The organism is Bowmanella sp. JS7-9 (assembly GCF_004329715.1).
Lineage (GTDB): Bacteria > Pseudomonadota > Gammaproteobacteria > Enterobacterales > Alteromonadaceae > Pseudobowmanella > Pseudobowmanella zhangzhouensis.
In genome coordinates, this window is sequence record NZ_JXSY01000018.1 from 193,112 (window position 1) to 211,033 (window position 17,922).

At 49.3% G+C, this 17,922-nt stretch carries 28 protein-coding genes and 1 tRNA gene; 18 read left to right on the plus strand and 11 right to left on the minus strand.

Annotated elements, in window-relative coordinates; translation table 11 throughout:
- Window positions 1-166: 166 nt before the first annotated feature.
- Both lptF and lptG read left to right on the plus strand, forming a co-directional pair.
- Window positions 167-1,270 carry an LPS export ABC transporter permease LptF gene (lptF, locus tag TK45_RS10375; protein ID WP_131258585.1) on the plus strand — a complete coding sequence of 368 codons (1,104 nt, stop codon included), beginning with the start codon at window positions 167-169 and terminating at the stop codon, window positions 1,268-1,270.
- Window positions 1,267-2,328, plus strand: coding sequence for an LPS export ABC transporter permease LptG (lptG, locus tag TK45_RS10380; protein ID WP_131258586.1), 1,062 nt, complete (start codon window positions 1,267-1,269; stop codon window positions 2,326-2,328). The genes lptF and lptG overlap by 4 nt, the downstream gene beginning before the upstream one ends.
- 3 nt (window positions 2,329-2,331) lie before the next feature.
- Here the strand turns inward: lptG and TK45_RS10385 are convergent, their stop codons facing one another.
- Window positions 2,332-2,835: an RDD family protein gene (locus TK45_RS10385; protein ID WP_131258587.1), complete on the minus strand. Its 504-nt coding sequence runs from the start codon at window positions 2,833-2,835 to the stop codon at window positions 2,332-2,334.
- Between the two features lie 173 nt (window positions 2,836-3,008).
- Between TK45_RS10385 and TK45_RS10390 the strand changes: the two genes are divergently transcribed.
- The 6 genes from TK45_RS10390 to TK45_RS10415 all read left to right on the plus strand — a co-directional run bounded on the left by TK45_RS10390 (window position 3,009) and on the right by TK45_RS10415 (window position 5,661).
- Window positions 3,009-3,095: transfer RNA gene (locus TK45_RS10390), tRNA-Leu, on the plus strand.
- 420 nt (window positions 3,096-3,515) lie between these two features.
- Window positions 3,516-3,797, plus strand: coding sequence for a hypothetical protein (locus TK45_RS10395; protein ID WP_131258588.1), 282 nt, complete (start codon window positions 3,516-3,518; stop codon window positions 3,795-3,797).
- Entirely contained in the window at window positions 3,739-4,326 is a 588-nt protein-coding gene (locus TK45_RS10400) for a hypothetical protein (protein ID WP_131258589.1), read from the plus strand. Before TK45_RS10395 ends, TK45_RS10400 begins: the two co-directional genes overlap by 59 nt.
- Window positions 4,316-4,585, plus strand: coding sequence for a hypothetical protein (locus TK45_RS10405; protein ID WP_131258590.1), 270 nt, complete (start codon window positions 4,316-4,318; stop codon window positions 4,583-4,585). The genes TK45_RS10400 and TK45_RS10405 overlap by 11 nt, the downstream gene beginning before the upstream one ends.
- A gap of 405 nt (window positions 4,586-4,990) precedes the next feature.
- Entirely contained in the window at window positions 4,991-5,371 is a 381-nt protein-coding gene (locus TK45_RS10410; RefSeq protein WP_131258591.1) for a RusA family crossover junction endodeoxyribonuclease, read from the plus strand.
- Between the two features lie 23 nt (window positions 5,372-5,394).
- A complete protein-coding gene (locus TK45_RS10415) occupies window positions 5,395-5,661 on the plus strand; it encodes a hypothetical protein (RefSeq protein ID WP_131258592.1) in 267 nt (88 codons plus the stop codon).
- Window positions 5,662-5,701: 40 nt separating this feature from the next.
- On the opposite strand, the gene TK45_RS10420 is transcribed toward TK45_RS10415, so the two are convergent.
- From TK45_RS10420 to TK45_RS10465, 10 genes are all read right to left on the minus strand, one after another.
- The gene (locus tag TK45_RS10420) at window positions 5,702-6,043 is read right to left on the minus strand and encodes a hypothetical protein (protein WP_131258593.1); all 342 of its coding nucleotides are present in this window, start codon (window positions 6,041-6,043) and stop codon (window positions 5,702-5,704) included.
- Window positions 6,036-6,326, minus strand: a complete 291-nt coding sequence (locus TK45_RS10425) for a hypothetical protein (protein WP_131258594.1) — start codon at window positions 6,324-6,326, stop codon at window positions 6,036-6,038. Before TK45_RS10425 ends, TK45_RS10420 begins: the two co-directional genes overlap by 8 nt.
- An 11-nt stretch (window positions 6,327-6,337) precedes the next feature.
- The gene (locus TK45_RS10430; protein ID WP_131258595.1) at window positions 6,338-6,763 is read right to left on the minus strand and encodes a hypothetical protein; all 426 of its coding nucleotides are present in this window, start codon (window positions 6,761-6,763) and stop codon (window positions 6,338-6,340) included.
- Window positions 6,764-6,843: 80 nt separating this feature from the next.
- The gene (locus tag TK45_RS10435; RefSeq protein ID WP_131258596.1) at window positions 6,844-7,134 is read right to left on the minus strand and encodes a hypothetical protein; all 291 of its coding nucleotides are present in this window, start codon (window positions 7,132-7,134) and stop codon (window positions 6,844-6,846) included.
- A gap of 10 nt (window positions 7,135-7,144) precedes the next feature.
- On the minus strand, window positions 7,145-7,420 hold the full coding sequence (locus TK45_RS10440; RefSeq protein WP_131258597.1) for a hypothetical protein: 276 nt from the start codon (window positions 7,418-7,420) through the stop codon (window positions 7,145-7,147).
- Window positions 7,417-7,743, minus strand: a complete 327-nt coding sequence (locus TK45_RS10445; protein ID WP_131258598.1) for a DUF2958 domain-containing protein — start codon at window positions 7,741-7,743, stop codon at window positions 7,417-7,419. The genes TK45_RS10440 and TK45_RS10445 overlap by 4 nt, the downstream gene beginning before the upstream one ends.
- 102 nt (window positions 7,744-7,845) lie before the next feature.
- Window positions 7,846-8,307, minus strand: a complete 462-nt coding sequence (locus tag TK45_RS10450; protein WP_131258599.1) for a hypothetical protein — start codon at window positions 8,305-8,307, stop codon at window positions 7,846-7,848.
- Entirely contained in the window at window positions 8,298-8,555 is a 258-nt protein-coding gene (locus TK45_RS10455; RefSeq protein ID WP_131258600.1) for a hypothetical protein, read from the minus strand. The genes TK45_RS10450 and TK45_RS10455 overlap by 10 nt, the downstream gene beginning before the upstream one ends.
- Window positions 8,552-9,028, minus strand: a complete 477-nt coding sequence (locus TK45_RS10460) for a RadC family protein (protein ID WP_131258601.1) — start codon at window positions 9,026-9,028, stop codon at window positions 8,552-8,554. The genes TK45_RS10455 and TK45_RS10460 overlap by 4 nt, the downstream gene beginning before the upstream one ends.
- A 73-nt stretch (window positions 9,029-9,101) precedes the next feature.
- Window positions 9,102-9,986 (minus strand): DNA cytosine methyltransferase, encoded by an 885-nt coding sequence (locus tag TK45_RS10465; protein ID WP_131258602.1) that lies wholly within the window; start codon window positions 9,984-9,986, stop codon window positions 9,102-9,104.
- A gap of 404 nt (window positions 9,987-10,390) precedes the next feature.
- On the opposite strand from TK45_RS10465, the gene TK45_RS10470 reads away from it, so the two are divergent.
- The 10 genes from TK45_RS10470 (at window position 10,391) to TK45_RS10510 (ending at window position 17,902) form a co-directional block, all read left to right on the plus strand.
- Complete coding sequence (locus tag TK45_RS10470) at window positions 10,391-10,936, plus strand: hypothetical protein (RefSeq protein WP_131258603.1); 546 nt, start codon at window positions 10,391-10,393, stop codon at window positions 10,934-10,936.
- Window positions 10,937-11,224: 288 nt separating this feature from the next.
- Window positions 11,225-11,710: a 3TM-type holin gene (locus TK45_RS10475; protein ID WP_131258604.1), complete on the plus strand. Its 486-nt coding sequence runs from the start codon at window positions 11,225-11,227 to the stop codon at window positions 11,708-11,710.
- A 53-nt stretch (window positions 11,711-11,763) separates the two neighbouring features.
- Window positions 11,764-11,964 carry a hypothetical protein gene (locus TK45_RS10480; protein ID WP_131258605.1) on the plus strand — a complete coding sequence of 67 codons (201 nt, stop codon included), beginning with the start codon at window positions 11,764-11,766 and terminating at the stop codon, window positions 11,962-11,964.
- Window positions 11,965-11,986: 22 nt separating this feature from the next.
- Entirely contained in the window at window positions 11,987-12,244 is a 258-nt protein-coding gene (locus TK45_RS10485; RefSeq protein ID WP_131258606.1) for a hypothetical protein, read from the plus strand.
- A 12-nt stretch (window positions 12,245-12,256) separates the two neighbouring features.
- Window positions 12,257-12,952, plus strand: coding sequence for a terminase small subunit (locus TK45_RS10490; protein WP_131258607.1), 696 nt, complete (start codon window positions 12,257-12,259; stop codon window positions 12,950-12,952).
- On the plus strand, window positions 12,933-14,483 hold the full coding sequence (locus tag TK45_RS10495) for a terminase (RefSeq protein ID WP_254426590.1): 1,551 nt from the start codon (window positions 12,933-12,935) through the stop codon (window positions 14,481-14,483). Before TK45_RS10490 ends, TK45_RS10495 begins: the two co-directional genes overlap by 20 nt.
- Entirely contained in the window at window positions 14,483-14,650 is a 168-nt protein-coding gene (locus TK45_RS16235) for a hypothetical protein (RefSeq protein WP_165490761.1), read from the plus strand. Before TK45_RS10495 ends, TK45_RS16235 begins: the two co-directional genes overlap by 1 nt.
- A complete protein-coding gene (locus TK45_RS10500) occupies window positions 14,650-16,584 on the plus strand; it encodes a hypothetical protein (protein WP_131258608.1) in 1,935 nt (644 codons plus the stop codon). Before TK45_RS16235 ends, TK45_RS10500 begins: the two co-directional genes overlap by 1 nt.
- A complete protein-coding gene (locus tag TK45_RS10505; RefSeq protein ID WP_131258609.1) occupies window positions 16,568-16,813 on the plus strand; it encodes a hypothetical protein in 246 nt (81 codons plus the stop codon). The genes TK45_RS10500 and TK45_RS10505 overlap by 17 nt, the downstream gene beginning before the upstream one ends.
- A 123-nt stretch (window positions 16,814-16,936) precedes the next feature.
- A complete protein-coding gene (locus TK45_RS10510) occupies window positions 16,937-17,902 on the plus strand; it encodes a hypothetical protein (protein WP_131258610.1) in 966 nt (321 codons plus the stop codon).
- Window positions 17,903-17,922 lie beyond the last annotated feature (20 nt).

Here is a 17,922-nt window from a genome sequence, read left to right on the forward strand (position 1 = left end):
TGCGGGCGCGGATTAGCAAATTAAACTTGTGAAAATGGTAAGTTTACTTAAAATTTTGCAGTATGCCACCAAAAATGGCAGTTTTCATTGTTTGAACCGCGCGCTGTAACGCGGTTTAATAGGCCGTAATTTATTTGCGCCGGGCCGCAACAAAACAGGGTTAATTGTGCTGATTTTCCGCTATCTGTTGTCCGAGACATTAAAGTCTCAGGTGGCAGTTTTTCTGGTCTTAATGGCCATATTTATTACGCAAAAGTTTGTGCGTGTACTGGCTGAAGCCACCAACGGCGATATTCCGGCCAATACCGTATTAAGTTTTCTTTCCTTGCAATTACCTGTGCTGGCGGCACTGGTGTTACCGCTGAGTTTATTTTTAGGCATTATGCTGGCCCATGGCCGTTTTTACGCGGACAGTGAGATGGCTGTGATGCGCGCCTGTGGCATCAGTGAATGGTATGTCACCCGCGTAACACTGGCGCTGGGTGGGCTAATGGCGCTGATTACTGCCTTTTTAACCCTGTGGCTGGCACCACTGGCGGTAGAGCAGGAATATCAGCTGGAAGACAAATTAGGTGCCGAAACCGGATTGACGACCCTGATTCCGGGGCGTTTTCAGGAAACCGCTAATAAACAAGCCGTGATGTTTGTGCACGACATCGGTGATGAAGACAACCAGCTGGAAGGGGTTTTTTTGGTGCGCCAAAAGGCGCCAGGCAGTGAAGACTTACATTTGATTTATTCTCAGACCGGCAAAGTGGAAACCGAGTCTAATGGTGCGCAAAAACTCGTTCTGGCCGAGGGCGCTCAGTATGAAGGTAGCCTAGGCCAGCGTGACTTTCAGGTGGTGGAATTTGCCGAGTATCAGGTGCAGATTGCCGAGCAGCAAACTGAACAACAACGGCGTAAGTTAACCGCCTATCCAACCCAGGAACTGATTGGTGACGATAGCCTGGATGCACTGGCCGAATTACAGTGGCGGATTGCGATTCCGCTGTCTATTCCGTTTCTGATTCTGATCGCCGTGCCGCTTAGCGCGGTCGAGCCTCGCCAGGGGCGTTTCGGCAAAATGTTCCCTGCACTGATGCTGTATCTGGGGTATTTCATGCTATTGATGGCCGGGCGCAAATTACTCGAAGATGGCAAGATCCCCGCCAATCTGGGCCTGTGGTGGGTACATGCTGTGATGTTATTGATTGGCACCTTCCTGCTGGTACGTGGCCGCACCTTCGGCGTGAGAATCCGCGCCCAGCTCAAGGGGAGAAAGGCATGATCAAGATATTAGATCTGTATCTGGCGCGCACCCTTATCGGCACCACCTTTATGTCATTGATGGTGTTGGTGGGGCTGAGCAGTTTGCTGAAGTTTGTCGAGCAGCTTAAGTTTGTCGGTCGCGGCACCTACGATATGTTAATCGCCAGCGTGTATATCCTGCTGAGTATGCCCCGTGAAATCGAGATGTTCTTCCCCATGGCGACCCTGATTGGTGGCCTGATTGGCATGGGCATATTGGCCAGCAATAGCGAGTTGGTGGTGATGCAGGCGGCAGGCATGAGCCGCGCCAACATTATCGGCTCGGCGATGAAAACTGCGCTGCTGATGGTGTTATTTGTGATGTCGCTGGGCGAATGGGTTGCGCCGGTGACTGAAGCGCAGGCCAAAGAATTACGCACCCAGGCAATTACTGGCGGTAGCCTGTTTACCGGCGGTAATGCCGTGTGGGCTAAGGATGGCGACGATTTTGTCAGTATCGGCGAGGTACGAAGTAAAACTGAACTGGCCAATGTCAGGATTTTACATTTCGGTGCTGAGATGGCATTGCAGAGCATTACCACCGCCGATTCTGCCATTTTTAGCGGTAGCAGCTGGCGTTTGAAAAACGTAGAAGTCACCGAGTTCAGTGAGGGCTATATTGATGTCGCGCCTAGTAAAGAAACCCGCTGGGAGTCGCAATTAACTCCGGATAAACTGGGCGTGGTGGCGGTTAAGCCGGAAGCCCTGTCCATTCGTGGCCTGCTGGATTATGTAGCGTATCTGCACAACAACGGTCAGGATGCCGGGCGTTATGAACTGGCGTTTTGGCGTAAAGTGCTGCAACCCGTATCCGTAGGGATTATGTTGTTGCTGGCGCTGTCATTTGTATTTGGCCCGCTGCGCAGCGTGACCATGGGCGCCCGGGTGATCATGGGAGTGCTAACCGGCTTTGGCTTCTTTATAGCTAACGAAGTATTCGGTCCCATGAGCCTGGTATATCAATTGCCGCCACTGGTTGGCGCGCTGTTACCCAGTGCGCTGTTTGCCGGACTGGCCGCGTATCTGGTCCGCAAATAGGCGTTAGCCGTTTAAACCACGCCAACTGCGATGGTGGTTGGCCTGCTCGCTGAGAAAGACCACCTCTGTGTTGGCGATGCGATCTTGCAGACTGAGGCGGTTTTTCCAGTCTATGAGCAATAACAGATTACCCAGTCCACCCAGCGCGCAGAGCATACGCAATGCCACGCGAGGGTAGGTGATGGGCTGCTCTGTGGTACTCAGAATCCGTAAACGCCAGGCACGCATGCCGATGGTCTGTCCGCCATTACGCCAAAACCACATAAAAAATACACACACCCAGAACAGCACCCAGCACTGCACCAGATGGGTATATAAAGGGCTGGATTTAAGCCAGTCACTCAAATGGGTGTGACCTTGTGTGTCTAGCTGACCATTTTGAAATAGCACCATAAACACCAGCAAAATGGCCAGAGCGGCGACCATGCCGATAGCAATGGCGACCAGGGTGTCATATAGCATTGCGGCAAGGCGGCGAATTAGCGTCGCGCGAGGAAAATTGGTCATAAAAACAACAACTTTGACTTGTGATTGGAGGCAGTTTACCAGCAAGCATGGGCATGAGTAAGAGAATGTGGAAAATCCATAATAAAACGCTTGCAAGGGTAAAGCACATCGCTATAATGGCGACCCTCGATAGCCGCTGGAAACAGTGGTAAAACGACAAAAATAAAATCTATGCCAGAGTGGCGAAATTGGTAGACGCAGCGGATTCAAAATCCGCCATCCTAACCGATGTGTCGGTTCGAGTCCGACCTCTGGCACCACCTTAAAGCCTTTAAAAATGCGGCCTACAGCCATTCAGTAGGTCGGCTTTCTTCAAAGTACCAAATACCCCGAAATACCCAAAAAACACCCCAAATACCCCTAAATGGTAGACAAAAATGGTAGACAAAAGGACGCGCGTTCGGTTGGGTCTTTTTTTATCATTATTTATCACTATTTTAAAACCCAAATTCGGCAAAAGGGCCGGAAAATAAGACTGATACCCTTGCCTTGTAAACAAAAGAATTGTCGCGTTTTGTACGCTTTTTGATTTGAGAGATTATTCCCAAAAAGCGTTTAAAAATTAGTCGTTTGCGCATTATTTCTACCGGTTTTTATTGCCTGATTATGACGGTTCCGTTAAATTCATTCCGTTCTAATTTAGACCTAAATGAAATAAGAAAGGGTGTAGGTGAGTTGTCATGCCTAATGGGAAAGTCAGTCAGGTCGTAAATACAGTAGCAATGATGGACGATATTGTGACCAGTCACATTGATGCCATGATTAGTGGTGAAGTTGTACCGGAAGCGTGCATTGCGCTAATAAAGATGCAGCAAGATATTATGCACACTATTGCTGATTTATTGGTTCAGCATGTAAGCGCTACCAATATATTTGAAACTGGCAGAAACTTCGCAGAAGCCTATGCTGGACAATTTATTAAATCGCAAGAAAACACGGCATCTGATGATGAAAAAGGATAAGGACTGGGATTTTTCCTGCGTTGGTCAATCTGGCTATCGTTTTATCAGTGTTCACCCGCAAGGTTACTGGGTGCGAATAAATGCCGTGCGCGATGGTAAGGGCCGCCATACCAAATTCTTTGGTATATCTTCCATGCGAACAGACAAACAAGCGCTTAAAGAAGCTGTTTCTTGGCGAAACCAAAAGATTGCAGAAATTGGATTGGTGCCTAAAACGAGAGCGAAACGTATTCGAGCGTGTCACCAGGATTTAATCACTGGTTTGCACCAAACAAAATCGTCAAAAATGCTTCAGGGTGGCAAAAAATACTATGACGTAATCGTCGTGTCGCATCCTTTTTTCCCTAATAAAAAGCGTTCATTTAGATTTGAAGAAAATCCGCGATATTGGCAACGGACGCGAAGCGAAGCGATTGCCTTAGCTGAAATGCAACGCATTGCATGGGAAATTGAATGCAATATGCAACCGCAAGAACCCAAGTATGCAGCACTGAAACCAAAACGGGGGCGTCGTAAAAATGCGCAGTGAATTTGTCAGGCAGTTTATTGAATCGGCACCGTATGTTGGCACGACAATCCTGTTTATCTTGCTGACTGAATATTCGCTCGACGATTGGCAGGCATGGGTGTTTGTGGCGTTTCACTTAACGGCGCTATTTCATTCTCACCGGTTGGTGTACTTGCGCGCTGCCAAGGAAGCGGCAATGATGGTGACGCAAGATTTAGGTCGTTTGCTGGACAATATGCGCGCAGAATTTGAAGCACGGGCCAGCCAAAAACGCGACTGATCCGGCGCGCACCGTAGTCTTTTAAGAGCCAGCTTCGCTGGCTTTTTTCTTACCTAAAATCTGTGGATAAGTGTGTTGATAATATGTGTGTATGCTCTGATCCGCTGATGATGTCTCTGACGTGTCACAGAGAAAATTTTTTGTGTGAATTGTGTCTCTGATCCGTTTTGGGACAAAAATCAGATGGATCAGAGAAAATGCAGCAGAATGCGGGTTGTAGTGGTATTCTTTGGTACTTGTTGAATCTCTGTGACACGTCTGATCCGTTAATTTCTCTGATCCGCAAAATCATGTCACAGAGGGGTAGAAACTACTTAAAAGTTTCTCCCCCCGATGAATTGACAGGCGGTGTGAATAAATGCGCTGAACAGGTATAATGGGCCGTGTTTTTAGCGGGGTTGATGTATGAAATTCAACTTGCCTTATCCTGTAAGTGTCAATGCGTTGTATCGGATGAATAAGCAAACCGGTCGGCTGTATAAAACAACTGCGGGAAAAGAGTACACCAAAGCTGTTAGGCTGATTTTATCGGCAGCGGGTATTGCCGATATAATGTTGTCCGGTGATTTAGTGATTAGTGTCACGTTGATGCTGCCAGATACAAGGCGGCGTGATATTGATAACTTGAATAAGGTGCTGTTTGATGCGTTGGTCGATGCGCGTGTAATTGAAGATGATGAACAATTTATCGGGGCCAATTTGTTGAAGTTGCGCAAAGGCAGTTATGAGGGTGATCCGCGTGTTGAAGTGGAAATAGAAAAAGCGGATTTGTTTGCTACTATTTAGGCAGATGATTAAGGGGGTGTTGTGTGGGAAAACAAACTCAATTACCAGGATTTTTCAGTGCAGTAAAAGCGACGTTTGAAATCGCCAGTTTTTTACTGGGCGTGTGGTGGTTTTATGCGTTTGCAGCGCTGACGTTATTACTGCTTGTCTACGGTACAGTTGTCATTGCATACAGCGTGATTGCGATTACTATTGTGTGGTTTTGCTGGTGGTTTTACGGTCACTTGTTTGTGTATATGGGCCAGAGTATCTGGCGAATGTTAACCGGACAAAAAACAAAGGCGCATTAAGCGCCTTTTTTGTTTATCGCAAGGTGCATTTTGGGTGTACCTAAGATGCACCACTCAAACGCTGATTTGTTGTGTGTAAAATCGGCTTCATCCAGAGCGATAAGTCGTCGCGGCCACTGTTACGATTTTTAAATGCTTTTTGTTCGGCTTCGCGCCAAGCGGCAATGACTTCGGGTGTTACGTTGTCGTTGTTATATACGACTGTTTTAAATGGGCCGTTATTGATAGAAACAAAAATATCTATCTTGGGTGTCCAACTGCATAGGCGGCGTGCAAACTTCACACGCGCACCATTGACTGAGCATAACAGTTCATCGGATTCAGGTTGTTCCCAGTCTGTGCCTTGTGCAAACAGGGTTAGTTCAAATTGTCCGTTAGCCATTGTTTGACTCCTTTTTAGGTGACGGTGTAACCGGTGTCAGTTTGTTAAGCAGATCGTGTGCGCTGATTGTTGCGCTGTCGATGAACTGGTAATGGGTGTTCGACGGGATATGCTTTGCGCCCCAGTGATACAGGGTGTCTGTGATGGGTTCCATCATGTAAAAGACTTCCCACACGCCAAGACGGCACCAACGGCGCGGGGGCAAGACTTCTAACAGATCCCAATATTCTTCTTCGCTGCACGGAGTAGGGTTTGTTGCTTTGTACTGTGTTGCTGTGTTCATTTTGGCTCACCTTATGCGACTGAATGTAATTTCGTGGACGTAGCAGCGCGATCCAGTAACTGATCGGTATGATAATCGGCGCAAATTCGCTCATATTGCGGCCAAGTCAACAAACGATACTTAGATCCTGGGGGGCGTTGTTTGAGCCATTCGTCCAAGTGAACACCGCCGGTATACTCGACAATGAAGTCCAGATTGCGCGGTTTGAAAGTGGCAGTTAACCGGCCACGAAACGGCAATTGAATGATGGGTAATCCGCGTCGGGTAGTTTTGGATAGCAGCAGTTCATAACCAAGCTGACAAAGTGACGGCTTGGGTTCATCGGCCAAGGCGCGATAGGCTACGTCGCGGTTTGCCATTGTGATTTCTATTTGTGCAGCATCTAAAAAGGAATGCACGTCGCACATTAGCTTATAAAGCATGTTTGAGTATTTCATATAGTTACCTTTGGTCATTGGTCTATGGTGTCGGTTTATATCAACCGTCAAAGCGCACCATTTAAGATGCGCTTTAGCTGTTAATATCCGGTTTTGAACCAAGTGATTTCTTGGATAGCTACACGAACTGAACTGTGTGAAATACCCAAATCAATCAATTCGCTTTCGACGTGTTCCAGCATCGCTTTTAAAACGTCCAGCTTATCTGGGTTTTCACGGTCGAAAACACGCATAGCGCTTGCAGCGTCAAACGCGGCTTGTCGTGCGTCGTGTAAGTAACCTTTGTCGTAAGCTACGTTGGGATCGGCTAAACAACATTCCGCCGATTCAGCGTTAGCTTTAAGCAGGGTTAACAGTTGAGTGAATGTCATTTGTTTACCCTCAATACTTACGTTCAACGGTTGGACAGATGCGCTTTAACGCGGTGTAGACGTGCGACGAGTCCAGATACTGAAACAGGGTGTCACAGATAAACCGCGTCAGACCGGCACCATACGCCAAGTCAAAGCAGAATCGCATTTGCAGGTCTTTGACTTTATCAGCGCGCGCAAATTGGCCGTGTTCGTATTCACGTATAAGCGCTTGCCGTCCATGACGATCCAACGTGGCGTTGATCTCTTTTTCTAAGACGGCATAGTGTTCGGGTTTCATTTTCATGCGCTTTTTTCCTCTGAGCGAAACACATCGCAAACATCGGATAACATGCCGGTGTATCTAAGATCGCGCTCTATGCGCAGGCCAAACGGGCCTTTAATTGCGGCCAGTTCGTTAAGCGACACTAAGCCAAACTCTTTTTCGTGGCCCTCGACAAAGCAGTACAGGTGCCAGTCACCATCGGGCTGTTGTTCGCCCTCTAGTACATACCACGTCCAGTTAGTCCATGGGGTGAAAAACTTGCAGATAATAGGTCTGTCACCGCTGCCGTCAGTTGAGCGCAGTGCGGGTAATTGCTTAATGATTGCTTGAGTTAATAATTTCATTGTCTTGTCCTTTGGTGTGTGTCTATTGGCAGATAGACGTTTAATCGGGTTGAAATTGGCCCGTCAATGCGCCGCCCTGGGGGGGACGCATTAGCTGGACAACTAGGCACCCGTGTAAGACACGACTTCGCGCAGGTATTTATCAGCCTGCACTTTGAGTTGATAACCGGCGATTATTGTGTCGATATGCACGTCATTTACATCGCAATTGAATGTCTCGCTAATGACTTCAACGGCAGCATCTTCAGCGTTTCCATCGTCCACGGCATCGCACCAAATATGGTGGGTACTATCGCCCTCTAAATGGAAAGTGACGTAGTAAGGCTGTAAGTCATGTGCGAAAAAATAAAGGTTTCTTGATGGGCTGTACCACACGGTAACGTCGAGCAGGTGAAAAACCTCGTACAATTCGAGATCGCCGGTTTCTTCCATGCGTACAAGTGGAAATTTTGGGGCCAACTTTGCTGCATCGACAATCGCGTTATGATGCGCATCGCTATCGGGATCACCCAGCGCAATAGCGCTGAGTGTCATAGTGTAAAAAATATCGGTATTCAGTTGCATGATACTTGCTCCCATTGGTGGTAGTGGACTAGAGCGCAATCGGATAATTTGCCGGTGATATGACAACGTTTAAAATCATCATGGCTTTCATCAGTCGGGTATTCCCATGAGCCATTGGCCCATGGGAGATTCGATTCAAAAATAAGCAGGCCCAGTTCTTCATATTCAGTCAGGCCCGATGTATCGCCATAGGCAAGCGCTGTAATAAAGTGCTTGGCGATGTAATAGCTAACAGATTGACGGCTCATATCAGACCCCGTTCAGCGAATGACACTACCGATCCATTACTACAACCGACTACCAGATGATCGATAATGCGAATATCAAAAAGGGCCAAAGCATCCTGTAACCGTTTTGTGATTGCCTTGTCTGCTTGGCTTGGTTCTGCTATGCCAGATGGGTGATTGTGCATCAGGATTAGTGCAGCCGCGTTTTGTTCCAGCGCTTTACGTGCGACAACGCGCGGATAGACAGCAGCAGAATCTATCGTCCCCTCAAAGACAATTTCAACGTCAATCAATCTATGCTGGCTATCCAGATAGACAACTGCAAAGCATTCATGGGCGCGATTAGATAGGGTGTTGAATGCGTAGTCTTTAGCGTGATTGCAACACGTAAAAAATTCAGGGTGTTTGCGTGCATACTTGTTCAAAATTTGATTAGCACGATAAACGGCGCGCTGTTCGGCAGCAGTCAGCGCAAATTGGGTAATTGTGGTCATAAATACTTGTCCTATGGTGGTATCGGGTAAAAGCCCCGTCAATGCGCCCAGTGACTAGGCGCATTAGCTGAGCCTATGCCGTCGCGCAATAGCGCTTTAACTCGCCACCAAGCCACCGGCCCAGTGGTACAGGTACGCCATTGCCGATCTGCTTATATGCGTGACTTTCAGCGACCGGAAAGCTAAACGAATCCGGTAAACCTTGCAGCCTTGCATACTCGCGCACACTGTATGGACGCACGCCACCTTTGAAACGTGGATCGGCAAGTAATCGCGTGGTCTTGTCTTTGCCATAGTGAGCCACTGCGCACGGCGCAATATCGCCCCGTGCAGGGTCAGAAATAATCGGCTTATCACGGTAATTGGCACCACCGTTTAACCGCGTGAACATCGACGGCGGTATAGATACCTGTGGATCCTTTTCGACTATCTCTGCCAGCGAAACGGGCCGAGTATTTACAGGTGGACGCGGCGCAAAGGGTGTCCGAGTCCCAAAGATGATTAAGCGGTCGCGCTTTTGTGGTAGCCACCATTGGGCCTTAACCGGCGCAAAGCACCAAATATAGTAATCAGGCAACTTCGTCAGGCATTCCATGACTACAGGGAATTTGCGCATACCCATAACGTTTTCGACTACATACGCTTTGGGCCGTTTAAGTGCCAAGTGGCGTAGAGCGTGCAAGAACAAGTCGTCACCGGTTCGCGTGCCGTGTATGTCTGCACTTGTCGCGTATTTATCACACGGATAAGTGAACACCATAGCATCGCAATCCGGTTGTTCAGTCACTAGCAACTGGCTTATATCTACTTGGGTAATGTGATCGCCCAGATTGGCCCGATACGTCGCGCACGCATTCTTATCAATCTCAAAAGCGGTTTGAATCTGGCAACCGGCTTGCATTAAGCCAACGTCCATCAGACCGGCCCCCGAAAAGTAGCTATTGATTTTAATGCTCATTCGGCTTCTCCGGTTTTCGACCCGGATAAGCGATCTTGGTACGCGAAAAAACGTCCCAGAAGCCAGTAGAGCGCACTTGCTATAGCAGGCATAAATGCTAGGTGAGGTTGAGAAAACAGCGCTAAGGCCGTTACAGCCCCAAATATGGCGGAAAGTACATAGCAGGTAGAGTCTGCATTATTGTCCATTGTTGATCCTTTGGTCTTTTGGTCATTTCTATGGTGTATGGATAGTTGCTGTTTGATACTATCCCGTTATCAATATAGTGCGTCCCTGTACACTAAATCAACAATAAATGTACATAAATGTACAAATAAGCGCACTAAACATACATATACCCACCATGGCCTACTGACCAAAGCTGACAAGAACACACACGTTTAACCCAGTAAAAGGCCCATACAATGAAGATACTCACCCAATTAACCGCTAAAGGAATGTCATTAGAACCCAGTGCCTTTGGTGGCCCGTCTAATGAGCGCTTAACCCGTACAGAACATGCCGACTTACTATCTGGCTTGGACGAAACAGAGCTACTGGCCGTCTACGCCATTGAACTATTGGATCGTTCTAGCCAACTCAAGCTGAAAATCTACGCGGATATGTGGTTTAGGGCAGAATTCTATGCAATCCATGGCAAGGAAATACCACCAAACGACGATTCATCGTTCTACAGGGTCGCATCTGGCGTGGTCGAGATGATTGTCCGGCACCCCCATGGCGTCCTGTGCCGATGCGGGGGGGATGCCGACTGTACTAGGTGTCTGGGTAGCAATTTACGTCCTTTTTCAATTACCAGTCTCGCCAAGGCCGCAGGAATGGCGCGCCAGAGCCTGTATAACGGGAAATTTCGGGAATGCTACGAAAAAATTTACGAGCATGTTTTCGGCATTTATAACAGCGCGATGCAAAAAATTTCGGCGCGCTATCGTCAAATGAAGAACGAATAAACAAAATAAATATTTTTCGGATTGACGCTGCGACACAAAACGGTTATCTTTTAACCATGCTAGGGGTGTTGATTCTTGGTTTGCTTTGGTCGGCTTCCTTTGATGAACCCTTAGCATCTATGGTGGAAAAAGCCCCTTGTATGTCCTTGCTTGGGGCTTTTTTTTGCCCCGCCATTGACCAAAAAAAACCGAACTATCTTCATTGTGAGTACCTCGCTCCCTTATGGGGTGGAGTCGTGTCCACCCCTTTTTTCCCAAAAAAAATTTTTTCAATTTCTGGAAAACACTATGGTTCCTTGGCTTACGTCCCTGCTGAAAGGCGGGTTGGGTTCGCTTGTGTCCGATGTGGCAAACGTGGCGGATCGGTTTATCACCACCGACGAAGATAAACAGCGCTTTGCTGTGGAAATGGAAACCCTTATCCAGAAACGCGAAAGCGAAATGGAACAAACCCTGCGCGCGAATCTGCAAGCTAAGGAAAGAATCCTGGTAGCGGAATTGTCCCAAGGGGACACCTACACAAAGCGCGCGCGTCCAACTGTGGTCTATTTCGGACTATTCATCATATTTATCAATTATGTCGTTGTACCCCTCGTAAACTTATGGGCAACCGGCGCTGCCACGCCGTTTGATCTTCCGTCCGACTTCTGGGCGGCGTGGGGTGGCATTGTGGCAACGTGGTCGCTTGGTCGCTCGTATGAACGGGCCAGCGGCAACACCAATAAACTTAGCCGTCTAGCAACCGGTAGCAGTGAATCCCAATGGCTGAAATAAAGTTCATCACGCCATGGGTGCATTGCGAAAACTGCGACGACTATATGTGTTCCTTGCATGACGTTCACGCGGCAGATTGTCCCTGCCCAGGCATAGAAGATTGGTATATCTACGACCGTTCACCTTACGACCAGTTTAGCGTCGAAGAATTGACCGAAATCATTTTGGATATGGCCCAGACAGACGTTATCGACAACGAATTCTTTATGGAAATCTCGCCTTTGCTGGTGGGAACGTTTGGGGATGCTTTTTAGCGTTGTCGGTTAAGGGGTCATTGTGGAAATAAGTTTTTATCACGTCATTGTCATGGTGATCGCACTACTTAACCTAGTGGCGGTGCCGTTTTTTCACTCACTTTTCGGACGGATCAACAAGGCTACGGAGTTAGCGGCGGAAAACAAATCAAACCTATCTGATTACAAATTGCATGTGGCGGAAACGTTTGTGACACAACACCAATTACTTCAACACCTTGCCCGTATCGAAAAAACCCTCGATGAACTGAAACAACTCATCTTGGAACAAAAGCGATAACAGGAATTCCCCATGGCCGGTCAAATCATTGCTAAGTCTGTCGAACAGTCCATGACAGTGCTTGAAGAACTGGCAGAGGATCTGAATAAGCGGCAGCTAGAATTTGCGCAACAGTACCTTGCCGACCCGAAGCGTGACCACGCAAAAGCGTACATGGCGGCGTATGAAAACTGCGGTTCGCTTGCCACGGCTGATGCCTGCGGCAAACGACTGTTACGTCATGGCACCCCGACGCGCGAATATATTGATGCGTGTCTACTGGAAGCGCGCACACACGGCTTTATGAAGCTGCGCATCAATGAAGAATTTGTGTTGAATGAGCTGTTTAAGCTGGCAGCGGTCAACATCAAAGATTTCTACGACCACAACGGCAACATGCTGCCGATTCACCAGATTGCCGATGAAGCGGCGGCTGGTGTGTCGAAAATCCGTGAACGGGTCATTAAACGCACCCGCGACGACGAGGAAGGCGTAGAAGAAGAATTGGTGCAGCGTGATCTTGAAATCGCTGACAAGAAAGGCGCGCTCAATCTATTGGGCCAGCACCTTGCCATGTTTACCCAAAAACACCAGCACGACATTAGCGGTGAAATGAAAGTGGCGCAGTTCTTTGATGCCATTTCCCAAGAAGTCACCGACTCGCTGGTATCGCCGCTGCCTGCGGATAATCTGAGACTGGACACCACAATTGACAGCGGAAACGGCTAATTCCACCAGCGTTGAATTCGACTGGGGGTTAATGCGCGAAAAGCTGTCCGATTGGGAATGGCGCGTTAATAACCTTTACTGGATCACTGACAAGAACGGTAAGCGGGTCAAATTCCACATGAATGAAGCGCAATTGGCGCTGTTTCGGGGAATGCACTACCGCAATATCATCTTAAAGGCCCGTCAGCTTGGGTTCACTACCTTTGTCATGATCTTTATGCTCGATGCGGCGCTGTTCACCAAGAACACCAAATGCGCGGTAATCGCTCACAGTAAAGACGACGCGACCCGTCTGTTTCGGGAAAAAATCAAATACGCTTACGACGAGTTGCCTGCGGCAATCCGCGATAACGTCAGGGCCACCAACGACCGAGCCGGTGAACTGGTATTCAGTAACGGGTCGTCTATCACAGTCGGTACGTCCTTTCGTGGTGGTACGCTTAAATACCTGCACATTTCTGAATTCGGGAAAATCTGTGCCAAGTACCCCGACAAGGCCCGTGAAATCGTCACGGGTGCCTTTGAAGCGGTATCGAAAGATTGTGTGATCTTTATCGAGTCCACCGCCGAGGGTAAGGCCGGTTACTTCTACGAATACAGCCAGCAGGCCGAGCGTAACGCGAAACGCGAAATTAACCTGTCACGGCTGGACTGGAAGTTCTTTTTCTTCCCCTGGTACAAAGACCCGTCTTATAAGCTGGACAACGACGCGATCCCTATCCCTGAACGGCTTAGGGACTACGCGAACACCTTGGCGTCTAAGCATGGCGTCCACCTGTCGGATGAGCAATTAGCGTGGTATGCCGCCAAGGAACGTACCCTTGGCAACGATATGAAACGGGAATACCCGTCCATACCGGAAGAAGCCTTTGCCCAGTCTATCGAGGGGGCTTACTACCAGCGCCAGATAGAAGATATTTACGAACAGCAGCGTTTAACCAAAGTCCCGCACGAAACGTCTGCCCTTGTGCATACATTCTGGGACTTGGGGGTGTCGGACGAAACCTGTATCTGGTTTATCCAGCAGATAGGCCGCGAATACCGCGTCATTGATTACTACCAGAATTCAGGCGAGGGCTTACCGTTTTATAAACGGATGCTGGACGATATAGCGTCCGAAAAGAAGTATATGTATGGCTTCCACGTTGCCCCGCACGACATCAACCACCGCGAATTCGGCACGGGTCTGTCCCGTATCGAACAGGCCGCGTCCTTGGGGATCAACTTTGAAGTAGCCCCAAAACTGGCGGTCGTAGACGGTATCGAAGCGGTGAGGGCGGTATTGCCCCTGTGCTGGTTCGATGAAGCCAGTACCGAACAGGGTTTCGCCGGTCTGCAAGCCTACCGTAAAGAGTGGGACGACAAGCGCGGCGTCTGGAAAGACCGCCCATGCCATGACTGGGCTTCACACCCTGCCGATGCGTTCAGAACGTTTGCGGTAGCCCTGAATTACCTACAAGACCAAATGAGTGACTTCCACGGCGGGTACTTCTCCGGCGTGCGCGTCATTAGTTCCGGTGGATGGACATAATGAACCTGGATCAACGTTATGCGGTAGGCGCGAAATTCCACACCATGCCTTACCTGTGGAAACTCACTATTGGCGATATGTGCTTTTATTCCCGTCACCAGTACCACTGGTGGCAACGTTTTTGTTTGCGCCTGTTAGGCTGGCGTGTTGAAAGGGTTGATGAATAATGATTGAGCCAACAGGCTTGTCCGGTGGCGTGTCCGACGAGGACGAAAACGCCCCGATGCAACCGGTCATTATCGACCGGCTGGCGCATCATGTTGCCCAGTGTTGGGATATTGCCAAACGTCACAAATTCTCGCTGTCCACCCGTCTGACCAATTGCTTGCGCCGCCGTAAAGGCGAATACGATCCACAAAAGTTGGAAGAAATTAAGAAAACGGGCGGCTCACAGATTTACATGAACCTGACCGGCGCGAAATCGCGTGCGGCCAAAGCCCTGTTAACGGATCTGTTTTCTACGTCCGGTGATCGGCCTTTTTCTCTGGCCCCGACCCCGATTCAGGAATTACCCCCTGAAATTCAGGAAGAAATGATCACCACGGCCTTGCAGGCGGTTATGCAGTATGGCGTCCCGCCAGAAGTGGCCGAACAGCTACTGATGCAGCATGAAGCACGCATAAAAGACGAAATGCAGCGTGAGGGTGAACGCCGCATGGAAAAAATGGCTGAATACGTCGAGGACGTATTGATCGAGGGTGGCTATCGTCAGGAATTTGAAGAATTTTTGGAAGATTTAGTCACTTACCCTTTTGCCATTTTGAAAGGCGTTGTTTACAAGAAAAAGCATAAGGTTAAGTGGGTGCCTGACCCGCAAACCGGCAAGCATGTTCCCAAGGTGGAAGAAAAGATCCTGCGCACCTTTAAACGGGTATCGCCGTTCAACTTCTACCCGTCACCGTCTACCGTGCGGATTGGCGATAACTGGGACATAGAGAAAATCAGCATGACCCCGCACGAACTGGAAAAGATGCGCGGCATGATGGGCTACAACGCCAAGAATATTGCGCTGGTCTTAAACCAGTACCGCATGAACGGTCTGCGTGAATGGGTGTTTGAAGATGGGGAACGGGAACGCCTAGAGGGCCGCAACGACCAGCTTCATACCAACTATGACCTGATCGACGGTCTTATCTGGACGGGCTGGATTCAGGGCAAGATGCTGCAAGACTGGGGTGTTCAACAGATGATTGAAGATCCCTATAAAGAATACAGCGTATCGCTGACCGTGATTGGCAGCTACACCATACGCGCCGTGATTAACCCCGATCCGACCGGCAACCCGCCTTATACCAAAACCTGTTTCCGCAATGTGCCTAACTCGTTTGCCGGTGAAGCGCTGCCGGAAATTCTGGCGGATATTCAGGATGCGGCCAACGCCACGGCACGGGCGCTTATCAACAACATGGCGATAGGCTCAAGCCCTCAAGTGGCGGTCGATATTTCGATGGTGCCAAAAGGGCAGGACATTACCAACGTCTACCCGATGAAAGTGTGGCCCTATTCATCCAAGGCGAACCCGCAGGGTGGGGGCCGCCCAGGCGTGGTTTTCTTCTCGCCTGAAATCAAAGCCAATGAACTATTGGCGGTATATGAGCGCTTTGAACGTTACGCCGACGAAAAATCCGGTATTCCTGCCTATTCCTACGGCTCCGACAATGCCGCAGGGGCAGGTAAAACGGCGTCCGGCTTGTCCATGCTGATGAACGCGGCAAGTAAAACCATGAAAGACGTGGTGCGCTCTATCGACATCAATGTGATTGAGCCGCTAATCGAAGCGGTGTACCACTCGCTGATGCTCGACCCTACCGTGCCGGAAGATATTAAAGGGGATGCGTCCGTCCATGCGCGCGGCTCCGATGCCCTGATGCACAAAGAAGCCATGACGATCCGAATGCAGGAACTGTTGGCAATCACCAATAACCCAGTGGATCTTCAAATCCTCGGTCTTGAGGGCCGACGCGAACAACTACGCGAAGTGTTTAAAAACACCAGCATTCCGGTGGATCGCGTCGTTCCGACCCTAGAACAGATGCAGGCCCGTCAGCAAGAACAGGCCATGGCCCAACAGGCGCAGGGACAAAATGAACCAGTACAGTGAAGAACAGACCCGCCAGCTTCGGGCGATTAACCGGATGCGCGCGGCCTGTCACGATGAATACGACGCTTTACTGCAATTTATCCGTCAGTTGGAAATCGACCACACCGAAAGTCTGATTTATGCCAACGACAAAACCACCAGCGATTTTCAGTCGCGCATTCTCGAACTGCGCGACTTATTGGACGTGTTAAGCGATCCAGAAAGCGCCGCCAATGACGGCGAAAACTAACCCTTACGATTAACCGAAGAAACCCGCCTTGTGCGGGTTTTTTCATTTTAACCACCCCAAACGTGAATACCGGCTGGAACACCGCACTGGCTCCGCTACGACCGGCTCACCCATGGAGTACCAATGGCCTTACCAAGCGCTTTACGAAAAGCCGAAGAAGAAGCCAATGCGCTGATTCAATCCGGCAACCAGCCACCAACTGCCGCTAATGACGACAACACTGGTGATCCGACCCAAACCCTGACCCCTGAACCGCTGAAACAGCAAGGAACACCGGCCCCTGCCGACTCCGACGACTGGAAAGCGAAATATCAGGTCTTGCAAGGCAAGTACAACGCCGAAGTACCGCGCATGAAAGACGAACTGGACGCATTGCGCCAGAAAGTCGAAGCCGGTGCCAAACCCGATCCAGAAACCACTCGGATGCTGATGGATCTGAAAGCGGCCAATGACGAGTTGAAAAACCAGTTAGCGGAAGCCCAGAAACAACCAGCACAACTGAACCAGTATCTGACGGACGAATACGGCGAAGAATTTGCCCAGGCAGTAGCAGAACAAGCCGAACAACTGGCAGAGCAGAAAACGTCAGCACTTCGCAAAGAACTGGATGCGATTCGTAACGAAATCGGCAGTGTGCAGAAAACCAACAAGGAAGCGTCGAGCAATATGTTGCTCACCACGATTGCGACCAAGTTGAAAGCGCACAACATTGATTTCGACCAAGTAGATCGTGATCCCATGTTCCGCGAATGGCTAGGCGAACCCGATCCCTTTTCAGGGATGCCGCGCGGCTCACTGTTACACCAAGCATTTAATCAGGGTGATGTGGACAGGACTGTTGGTTTCTACACCGCTTACAAGGCCCACGAACGTTCCCGCTTGGGAAAACCCAATTCGCCTTTTGAACAACACGTAGACCCAGTAGGGCGCAACAATCCACCCGATATGGGTACGGACGGTGACTTTTGGAGTACCGCCCAGATTGACGCGCTTTATAACGCCTACAGCAAAGGTCAGATCAGCGAAGCGGAGTTTGCCAAACAGGAACAAAGTCTTTTCAGGGCTTTGAATGCAGGCAACGTGCAGTAAGCACACCTGTTAAGCCCCAT